The 10466-nt window shown below is 29.8% G+C and carries 11 protein-coding genes and 2 tRNA genes; 5 read left to right on the top strand and 8 right to left on the bottom strand.

Translation table 11 applies throughout. The features are described 5' to 3' along the window. Positions 1-53 precede the first annotated feature (53 nt). From HMPREF2647_RS08425 to hemE, 6 genes are all read right to left on the bottom strand, one after another. Positions 54-129, bottom strand: a tRNA-Asp gene (locus HMPREF2647_RS08425). Positions 130-143: 14 nt separating this feature from the next. Further along, positions 144-217: transfer RNA gene (locus HMPREF2647_RS08420), tRNA-Met, on the bottom strand. A gap of 323 nt (positions 218-540) precedes the next feature. Further along, the gene (locus HMPREF2647_RS08415; RefSeq protein WP_017176379.1) at positions 541-1101 is read right to left on the bottom strand and encodes an RBBP9/YdeN family alpha/beta hydrolase; all 561 of its coding nucleotides are present in this window, start codon (positions 1099-1101) and stop codon (positions 541-543) included. A 104-nt stretch (positions 1102-1205) separates the two neighbouring features. After that, entirely contained in the window at positions 1206-2600 is a 1395-nt protein-coding gene (gene hemY, locus HMPREF2647_RS08410; protein WP_070859934.1) for a protoporphyrinogen oxidase, read from the bottom strand. A 17-nt stretch (positions 2601-2617) separates the two neighbouring features. Further along, positions 2618-3541, bottom strand: coding sequence for a ferrochelatase (gene hemH, locus HMPREF2647_RS08405; RefSeq protein ID WP_049379368.1), 924 nt, complete (start codon positions 3539-3541; stop codon positions 2618-2620). A 45-nt stretch (positions 3542-3586) separates the two neighbouring features. Further along, positions 3587-4624 (bottom strand): uroporphyrinogen decarboxylase, encoded by a 1038-nt coding sequence (gene hemE / locus HMPREF2647_RS08400; RefSeq protein ID WP_017176382.1) that lies wholly within the window; start codon positions 4622-4624, stop codon positions 3587-3589. A 247-nt stretch (positions 4625-4871) separates the two neighbouring features. On the opposite strand from hemE, the gene HMPREF2647_RS08395 reads away from it, so the two are divergent. Then, a complete protein-coding gene (locus HMPREF2647_RS08395; protein WP_017176383.1) occupies positions 4872-5372 on the top strand; it encodes an antibiotic biosynthesis monooxygenase in 501 nt (166 codons plus the stop codon). A gap of 55 nt (positions 5373-5427) precedes the next feature. Here the strand turns inward: HMPREF2647_RS08395 and HMPREF2647_RS08390 are convergent, their stop codons facing one another. After that, positions 5428-6651, bottom strand: coding sequence for an ABC transporter permease EcsB (locus HMPREF2647_RS08390; protein WP_070859931.1), 1224 nt, complete (start codon positions 6649-6651; stop codon positions 5428-5430). Next, a complete protein-coding gene (locus tag HMPREF2647_RS08385; protein WP_048761762.1) occupies positions 6648-7385 on the bottom strand; it encodes an ABC transporter ATP-binding protein EcsA in 738 nt (245 codons plus the stop codon). Before HMPREF2647_RS08385 ends, HMPREF2647_RS08390 begins: the two co-directional genes overlap by 4 nt. 134 nt (positions 7386-7519) lie before the next feature. Between HMPREF2647_RS08385 and HMPREF2647_RS08380 the strand changes: the two genes are divergently transcribed. The 4 genes from HMPREF2647_RS08380 to HMPREF2647_RS08365 all read left to right on the top strand — a co-directional run bounded on the left by HMPREF2647_RS08380 (position 7520) and on the right by HMPREF2647_RS08365 (position 10422). Beyond that, the gene (locus tag HMPREF2647_RS08380) at positions 7520-7945 is read left to right on the top strand and encodes an HIT family protein (protein WP_070859925.1); all 426 of its coding nucleotides are present in this window, start codon (positions 7520-7522) and stop codon (positions 7943-7945) included. Positions 7946-8097: 152 nt separating this feature from the next. Then, entirely contained in the window at positions 8098-8481 is a 384-nt protein-coding gene (locus HMPREF2647_RS08375) for a YtxH domain-containing protein (protein ID WP_070859922.1), read from the top strand. A gap of 199 nt (positions 8482-8680) precedes the next feature. Beyond that, a complete protein-coding gene (locus HMPREF2647_RS08370; RefSeq protein ID WP_017176387.1) occupies positions 8681-9238 on the top strand; it encodes a DUF3267 domain-containing protein in 558 nt (185 codons plus the stop codon). 224 nt (positions 9239-9462) lie between these two features. Next, complete coding sequence (locus tag HMPREF2647_RS08365; RefSeq protein WP_017176388.1) at positions 9463-10422, top strand: peptidylprolyl isomerase PrsA; 960 nt, start codon at positions 9463-9465, stop codon at positions 10420-10422. Positions 10423-10466: the final 44 nt, after the last annotated feature.

The raw sequence follows: 10466 nt of genomic DNA, 5'->3' as shown, positions 1-10466 counted from the left end.
ATCCATTGCTCTACCAACTGAGCTACTGAACCTTAATCATAAGTCAAAAGTAATGGCGGTCTCGACGGGAATCGAACCCGCGATCTCCTGCGTGACAGGCAGGCGTGTTAACCGCTACACTACGAGACCTATAAAATTATGTATTGCGGGAGGCGGATTTGAACCACCGACCTTCGGGTTATGAGCCCGACGAGCTACCGAACTGCTCCATCCCGCGCCAATATTATTAGCACTTCAAATGAGTACTTAATTAATATATCATTTAAGCCACTGTAATGTCAACACTTTTTTAAAATAATTTTTACAATACGTTAATTATAAATTTAAATAATTATGAGATAATTATTTTTTAATTAGTGCTTTTTTCAATACTTTATTAGTATATATATTAACACCTATATAGTCAATAAAAATTATAAATTAATTTGTGTAAAAAAACGCTACACTTAAAAAATTTTATTTTATGGGATAATTTGGGTATAAAATCTCATAATTATTATTACTCTTTATATTACTATTTGATACTTTCCCGCTCTAACATTATTGTGTCATATATTTTTGCATTTTTTCTTGTAATTCACTGAAAGAAACAAAGCCTTCTTCTTCTAGGAAGTGCCCTCCTTCTTCAACAATTCGAATTGATCCTCCTAAAGCTTGTAATAACTTTTCAGTTTCTTTATAAGATACATGTTCATCATCTTTTGAAGCGAGACCGTGAAAGTGTTTCACCTTTTTCTTAACTTCATCATAATCAATGGTAATATGATCTAAATTAACAGATTCATCGATGTCTTGAGCATCTTCTTTAAATCCAGCAATACTAAAAAAGCCTTCTATTGGACGTTTTAAATCTAATTGTTCAATAAATTTCAAAGCAGCGATTGAACCATAGCCATGTGTTACAACATACGTATCGGGATGATTGATTTTAATTTGTTGTTTCATAGTTTTTAGCCACATATCTAATTTTTTATTATCCGCTTTATCTAAATTAAACAATTGTACATTATATCCTTCGAGTGCTAAGTTATGTTTTAACCATTGATACCAATGATTTTGTGCATTTCCTATTTGTGAATGAACAATAATTACATCTGTCATTTTTTATTCTCCTTTTCTTCTTAATAATGACTATTTATTTTAAAATAAAGCACTTTAAAGAGACAAATGTAACCTCTAAAAAGTGCCTATTTACTATGCTTTATTTATAACTCGTCTATTAATTCTTCAACAGCATTTTTGCCTTGTTGAATACAATCAGGTAAACCTACCGCTTCAAAAGGTGCACCGGTAATGCGTAACCCGTTATATTGACGTTTTACATGATTTTGTATATTGCGAATTTGAGTCATATGACCGATATGATACTGTGGCATACTTTTTGGTAATCGATTCACTATGGTAAAATCTGGATCACCTTTAAACGTCATCATTTTACTTAAATCTCGACGTGCGATATTTACAATTTCTTCATCAGTATGGTCATCTACAACCGTATCGCCAGGTTTTCCTACATACGCACGTAATAATACTTTACCTTTTGGTGTAGTAAACGGCCACTTTTTAGTCGTCCAAGTACATGCAGTAATATCAGTATGACTGGTTCTTGCAATGACAAATCCAGTACCATTATAGGTATTTTCGATATTTTTCTCATCAAATGCAAATACAACCGTTGCAACTGTAGTAGAATCCATAGTATTAAAGTATTTAAATGCTGAATCATGATTAAACCATTTCATAAACGTTTGATGCGGTGTCGTAACAAGTAAACCATCAAACGTCTCTCGACTATTATGTGTAACAATCTCATAATTATCATTATGAATATGAATATCTTCTACTGGTGTATTATATTTGATGTGTACACCTTTTTGTTCAACATTTTTAGCTAGTGCTTCAATAAATGAACTTAGCCCATGTCTAAATTGTTTGAATTGTCCTTTAGGAGCACCTGGATAAAGCTGACGTTTTCTTGTACGTTCGCGTTTTTCATCTTTCATTCCTTTAATTAACCTACCATATGATTCTTCTTTATACTTGAAATTAGGAAATGTACTCATCAAACTTAATTGATCAATATCTGTTCCATAAATTCCTCCCATAAGGGGCTCAATCAAATTTTCCAGCATTTCGTTTCCTAAACGTTTTCTGAAGAATTCACCAACCGAAATATCATTTTCTATTTTAATAGGCGGAATAACTAAATCTAATCCTGCTCTTAATTTTCCTAAAGGGGAAATTAAACGTGTTTTTAAGAAAGGTTTAATATCTGTTGGAATTCCCATAATTGATCCACCTGGAATAGGATACAATTGGTTCTTAGCAAAAATGTAGGATTGTCCTGTTTGATTCGTAATTAAATCATCTTCAAGACCTATATCTTTTGCTAAATCTGTCATGATCGTTTTTCGACCTAAGTAGGATTCTGGACCAAGTTCAATAGTATAACCATCGCGTCGATAAGTTTGAATTTTACCTCCAGGTCTTGAAGTTGCTTCAAAAATAGTTACATCTATGTCTTCATTGTAATGTTTAAAATAATATGCACTGGCTAGACCTGTAATGCCAGCACCTATAATTGCAACTTTTTTACTCACAACATGTCCCTTCCTTTTTAAAAAACTGTTTTAATTTCGTCGACAATCGCACCTATAAATAACGGATTTGTATTAGGCATTTCTGGTCGATAGTAATTAGCACCAATGTCATCGCAAACAACTTTACACTCATAATCATTATCGTAAAGTACTTCAAGATGTTCACAAACAAATCCAACTGGTGTATAAATAAAGTTTTTATAATGATGTTCATTGTATAATTCTCTTGTTAAATCTTGTACATCAGGTCCTAACCAAGGCGTACCTGTATTACCCTCTGACTGCCAACCTTGCGCTACATGTTTAATATTTGTAGAAGCTTCTAAACGATCCATAGTATCTTTAATTTCATTAGGATAAGGATCATTATTACGTTCTATTAATCCTTTAGGTAAACTGTGCGCAGACACGATTAAAATTGTTTCATCATGTTCTTCTTCTGGAATTTCAGCTAATGTTTCATTTACTTTATTTGTCCAGTATTCAATAAATTTAGGTTGTTGATAATAACGTTCAACATGATGTAGTTGTATACCATATTTATCCGCTTCTTCTTTAGCACGTTTATTATATGAACCTACTGAAAAACTTGAATAATGGGGAGCTAATACGACTGTAACAGCCTCTGTAATACCATCATTATGCATTTTTTCAACTGCTTCTTCAATATAAGGAGAAATATGTTTCAATCCTAAATATAATTTAAATTCTACATCATCATATGTTTTATTAAGTGCATCTGTAAGTGCTTTAGCTTGACGATCTGTCGTTCCTGCAAGTGGAGAAAGACCACCTATAAATTCATAACGATTTTTTAAATCTTGAAGTTCTTCTTCTGTTGGTCTTTTACCATGTCGTATATCTGTGTAATATGGTTCAATATCACTTTCTTTATATGGCGTACCATATGCCATTACTAATAAACCTACTGTTTTAGTCATTCTTAAAACCTTCCCTTTTAAAAATACATTTTTATGATTCTAATTTTATTTTTGCGTATAGTCATGAACCAGTTGTGTTACTTTTTTAAGTGTATCTGGTTGAACTTCTGGGAAAACGCCATGACCTAAGTTAAATATATGTTTACCTCTTTGCATTCCTTCATCAAGTATTGCTTTAACTCTTTTTTCTAATACATCCCATGGTGCTAGTAGTAATGAAGGATCTAAATTACCTTGTAATGTTTTATTTACACCTAATTGATCCGCTTTCAAAATAGATGTACGCCAGTCTAAACCTAAAACATCAATTGGCAAATCATTCCATTCATTAATGAGATGACTAGCCCCTACACCAAATAATATAACAGGAATATTATGATGTTCTTTAATTCCACGGACTAAACGATCCATAGACGGTTTTATATAATATCGATAATCCTGTACATTAAGTGCGCCTACCCATGAATCAAAAATTTGAATCAATTCTGCACCTGCTTCAACTTGAGCTGTTACATATTTAATTGAAACGTCTACAAGATGATTCATTAAAGCAAACCAAGTCTCTTCATCGCCATACATCATTGCCTTAGTAAATGTGTAGTTTTTAGAAGGTCCACCTTCAATCATATAAGATGCTAATGTAAAGGGAGCACCCGTAAATCCAATTAAAGGTACATTTAACTTTTCTTCAGTTAGAATTTTAATTGTTTCTAGCACATAAGGCACATCTCTTTTAGGATCAATTTGAGTTAATTTTTCCACATCTTTCATAGATTTAATGGGATTGTGGATTACAGGACCTATACCAGATTGAATTTCAACATCTACTCCGATAGGTTTAAGTGGTGTCATAATATCTTTATATAACACAGCTGCATCAGTATTGTAATTATCAACAGGTAGATGTGTTACATATGCACAAAGTTCTGGTTGATGTGTAATATCAAAAAGTGAATACTTTTCTTTTAATTTGCGATATTCTGGTTGTGATCTGCCAGCTTGGCGCATAAACCACACAGGTGTGTGTGAGGTTGATTCCCCTTTAATTGTTTGTAAAATTGTATTATTTTTTTTATGCACCATTTTATCCTCCTAAATTAAAATCATTCTTATTCATAATATCACAACATAAAAGATTTCGCGTTTCTTAAATATTAAATGTCATAAAAATGACAAAGCACGTCTATCTATTCTTTAATTTTAAATTTGTAATTATAAGTGAATTGATTTAAATAAATTATTCACAATTTATTTTCTTATTTAAATTATTTATAATAGCTAGTCTTATCATTTAATCGTATAATATACATAAATAAAGGAGGTATGGCTTATGAAAATATATACAACTTATGGAACTTATGACTATTTAAATCAAATTCGTTTAAATCATCCTGAAAATCATCTGTTTATTTATTCAACTAATGATTCTTCAGTCATTATTGAAGAATCCGAAGATAAATCTATACTTAAACACCCTACTACTTATGAAGTTGTTAATGAAATCAATGAGCTTAATCATCAACATTTCTATTCAGCTATCTTCATTCCAAGTTCAGAAGATCATGTCAATCAACTAGAAAAACGTCTTTCGAATTTGAATTTAGATTTCAGTCAATTTGCTGGTTTTAAAAGCTATCGTTTCTTACGACCTGAAGAAGGTACTACTTATAAAATTTACTTTGGCTTCGCTAATCGTCAAACATACGAAGATTTTAAATCATCTGATATGTTTAATGATTATTTTTCTAAAGAAGCATTAAGACATTATTTTGGCTCAAGCAGTCAACATTCAAGTTATTTTGAAAGATATTTATATCCTATTAATGATTAACATAAAAAGAGGAAGCTTAAGTATGTGTTTAATACATCTTAAGTTCCCTCTTTTTTTAATCTCTTAATAAAGTTTCCTGATATTGCAATTTTTTAATCGTACTTCTAATCGTTAACCATCCTACAATAAAGAATACAATTGCAAAAAAGAAGTATTTTATATAAAAGATGATAAAAATGATTGCGAAAATAATACCTATCATAATCATAAGGCGATATAAGAATTTTTCATATCCTTTGATCACTTCACTATCTGATACAGGCCAAACCTGAGGCCATAGTCCATACGCTTGCTGCGTATAAAACTGAGACATTTGCAATAAAATAATATACATAAATAAACTACCAATAATAATAGAAACAAGTGGATGAGACAGCCAAATCATAAGTACAAGTGCAATGACAACAAGTCGAAGAATAATACTTAATGCATCTTTTCCTCTTACAAAACTTCTCACAAATAAATAAAGATACATATTGTGCGAATTAAAACGACGTCCTTTGGGTGTGGGTAAAAGAAAATCTAAATATTTGCGTCTTGCTGCATTTTCTTTTAAATGCTTAACATCTGTAAACATATTTACAAATTTATAATAATTTGTATGATGTCTTTCTTCTACTGAAATCAACTGTTCCCATGGAAATAACGTAAGACTCTTAAACTTAGGTATAAGGTACGCCATGCCAAAGAAAATTATTGTTAATAAAATGGCAAAATATAATTGTTTCCCTAAAATTAGATAATACGTTATAAAATTAAGTGAAAATATTAAGACATTTAATATCCATTGAGACAATCTCGCACGATACCATTGCCATTTTAAGCGTAGTCCTAAAATAGGATGAATAAGCGTTAATACACTCATCACGATATAAGATACAACTAATTGTTGATTAAGCTTATAAAACAATGGAAATAATACAATTAATAACACTATTTGTAATATTATACGGTTAAAATAACTATATCTTAGGCCTAATTTTATATAATCTTCCATATTCTTCTCAAAAGGAAGCAAAAATAACTTGTCAGCATCTTTTAAAAATGTTCGAAATGGAAAGATTGAAGTTAAAGCAATTACAATACTTGCTAAGAATGCATAATCTATATTTTTAGGAATATGTTGTAACCATTGACCATAACCTAATATGAAGGCTCCTAATAAAATAACTAAGAATACAGTAAAGTGACCATTAAAAATAAATTTATTATAATAATGTTTTTCTTTTTTTATTGCGTCATAACGTTGTTTAAATAATGCTATGGCTTCATTATTCATGTCGTTTGACCACCTTGCGTAACATGGATATAAATATCATCAAGAGTTTGATCTTTAAGACCCGTTTGTTCTCGTAGTTCCTCTAAATTTCCAAAAGCAACCACTTTTCCTTTATCTAAAATAATGAATCGATCACAATATCTTTCAGCAGTTGCAAGAATATGGGTACTCATTAGTACTGTACGCCCTTCATTTTTCTTTTCAACCATCAAATCAAGCATGGATTGTATACCTAATGGATCCAAACCAAGAAATGGTTCATCAATAATATAAAGTTCAGGATCGACAATAAATGCGCATATAATCATTACTTTTTGTTTCATTCCTTTTGAAAAATGGCTAGGAAAAACATTAAGTTCATTTTCAAGTCTAAATGTTTTTAGTAGAGGACGCGCACGTTTCATTGCTTCTTCCTTACTTATTTGATAAGCCATAGCAGTCATGGCTATATGTTCTTCTAATGTTAATTCTTCATAAATGACTGGTGATTCAGGAATATATGATAGTTTACGACGGTAGATTTCGATATCATCATTAATATTGGTATCTGAAATAGAAAGTGTTCCTTCCATTGGCGTTAATAATCCAAGCATGTGCTTAATGGTCGTACTTTTTCCAGCGCCATTGAGACCAATTAATCCTACTATTTCACCTTTTTTTAATTCAAAATTTATATTTTCAATAACAGGACGTTTACCATATCCTCCTGTTAAATGTTCAACTTTAACTGTCATAAGGCACCTCCATGAGTTATATTGTACCAAAATCATTATATAACTACTAAGGTTTGCTATAACTCATTAGCGAATTTTTAAAATAACAATGTTATAATAATGAGTAAAAATAGGTTAAAGGAGTGCATTTAATTATGTCAGAAACTGTTTTTGGTAAAATTCTTACTGGTGAAATTCCAAGCTATAAGGTTTATGAGAACGATTATGTTTATGCATTTTTAGATATTTCTCAAGTTACTAAAGGACACACACTTTTAATTCCGAAGAAAGCTTCTCCTAATATTTTTGAAACTGATGAAGAAACAATGAAACACATTGGAGCTGCTATTCCAAAAGTAGCAAATGCCATTAAAAAAGCATTTCAACCTGATGGATTAAACATTATTCAAAATAATGGTGAATATGCTGATCAGTCAGTATTTCATTTGCATTTCCATTTCCTACCTCGATATAAAAATGATATCGATGGTTTTGGTTATCAATGGGACACTCATGAAAATGAAATTAGCGATGAACAGAAAAAAGATATTGCTGAACAAATTAAAGCTCAATTTGAATAATTCTGCATATTGAATATCATTTATGGGTAATATAAAATGAAATCAATATGTCAATGTAATAATTATAGTAAGTAGCTTAAGTCAATCGTTACTTACTTCATAAAATGATATGATTTATTCTATAATCGACATAATAGTGAGGAGAATAAAAAATGAAAGTTACACGTGTATTATTTGGTATCAGTGTGGGACTTGCTTCTGGTATTGCTGTATCATGGATGAATCGTGATCAACAAAGATATAATGCTAATGCCTCTGGACAAAAAGTTCCTACTGGTGCTCGCTCAGAATTAGAACGAGAAATCGAAACAATTAAACGTAGTTTCTATAATATTATTGATTATAGTAAGCAAGTGAAAAATGACGGTGTACAACAAGGTAGCGACATTGCTAACGAATTTAAGACTTTAATCGGAGATTTTAAATCTGATATCAATCCTAATATTGAAAAATTAAAATCTCATATTGAAAATCTTCAAAATCGTGGCGAAGAAATTAGTAATACATTTTCAGAAGATAAGAATAATAACAAATAGAACTCTAACATTGAGCTCAATTTGGCTATGAAGAAATTTATATTAATAGATTTCTTTATGGCTTTTTTTATAAATATACAATCTAATATAAAAACATTGCTCTATATTACAATAGCTATTAAAAATTGTCTTGACGATAACTCAAGTTAGTTAGATAATACCTATCGTATATTAAACGACCTATTTTCGAGGTGGAGTTATGTTTTTATGTAAACGTCATATAGATATCCATGCGCGATTTGGTGTTCCAAGAATTGCGTTTTTAAGTATTGTAACAACTATTATTGCGTTTTTAGTTAGTTATGAGATTATGTATTATTTTGTAAAAACGCCTTTATCAGATAAATACTTTTTACTTCTAATATTATTTATCATTCTTATGTACCCTATTCACAAAACAATACATTTATTCTTCTTTTTACCTTATATTCATGCGTTTAGATGGCACAAGTTAAATAAGAAAAAATGGCTTCCTTATTTTAATACGTATGTGAATACGCCTGTCCGCAAGTTTTATTTTTGCATTAATCTTATTTTGCCATTTTTAATAATTACAAGCATTTTAATTTTCCTAACTTATCATTTTCCAAGTTATGGACATTATTTTATGTTCTTATTTGCCTTAAATCTTGGTCTATCAGTTATGGATTTTTTATATTTAAAAATTATTCTTTTTTCAAAAGAAGGACAATTTGTTGAAGAACACCAAACAGGCATTAATTTACTGACAAAAGTGCCATTCCATTCAAAGTTCTAATATATAAAGAAGGGTAATTATAAACGTATTCAATTAAAATTAAAATACAGTCTACTGGTTATTTTGAATATATTAAAAAGTCTATGATATTGAATGATATCGTAGACTTTTTTTAAATTATTTTTCATCTAATACTTTAGTTGTAAATCACCTTTTATTAATTGGTGGAATAATTATATTATGTTATAGTAACTTTGTTAACATACAAAAAGGAGCTATCAACTATGAAAATTATGAATAAACTCATTGTCCCTGTTACAGCAGGTGTTTTATTACTGGGAGGATGTAGTTCTGATTCTACAGATTCTAAAGATAATACATTAATTTCTTCAAAAGCTGGTAATGTAACCGTTAAAGATGTTATGGATAAAATTGGTAAAGATCAAATTGCTAGCACATCATTTAGTATTGAGTTAAATAAAATATTAGCTGATAAATATAAAGACAAAGTAGATACTAAGCGTATCGATGATGATATTAAAAAAGAAGAAAAACAATATGGTGGTAAAGATCAATTTGAAAGTATGCTAAAACAACAGGGTATGACCCTTGATGATTACAAAGAACAGAAAAGACTATCTGCTTACCAAAAACAATTACTTAATGATAAAGTTAAAGTGTCTGACAAAGAAATAAAAGATGATACTAAGAAAGCATCACACATTTTAATTAAAGTTAAATCTGATAGTGATAAAGAAGGTTTATCAGATAAAAAAGCAAAAGCAAAAGCTGAAAAAATTCAAAAAGAAGTTGAAAAAAATCCAAATAAATTTGATGACATTGCCAAAAAAGAATCAATGGATTCTGCTTCAGCTAAAAAAGGCGGATCATTAGGTTATGTTATTAAAGGACAAATGGTCGATAAATTTGATAAAGCTTTATTTAAACTAAAAGAAGGTCAAATTTCTGACATTGTTAAAACAGAATACGGCTATCACATTATCAAAGCTGATAAAGAAGATGACTTTAATAAACAAAAATCTCAATTAAAAACAAAAATTATTGAACAAAAAGTTCAAAAAAATCCAAAACTATTGACAAATGCTTATAAAGACTTATTGAAAGAATACAACGTAGATTATAAAGATAGCGATATTAAAAAATCTGTAGAAGATACTATACTTAATCCAGAAAAATTAAAAGAACAACAAAGTAGTAGTGCTTCATCAGGATTATCTTCATAATTTTCATAAATCAAAAAGAGGCTGGGACATAATTTCTAACAAAT

Origin of the sequence: Staphylococcus sp. HMSC035D11 (genome assembly GCF_001836075.1) — a bacterium.
In the GTDB taxonomy this organism is placed as follows: domain Bacteria; phylum Bacillota; class Bacilli; order Staphylococcales; family Staphylococcaceae; genus Staphylococcus; species Staphylococcus hominis.
Note: the sequence above shows the minus strand (reverse complement) of the source record. Positions and strands in the feature narration are given on the sequence as shown.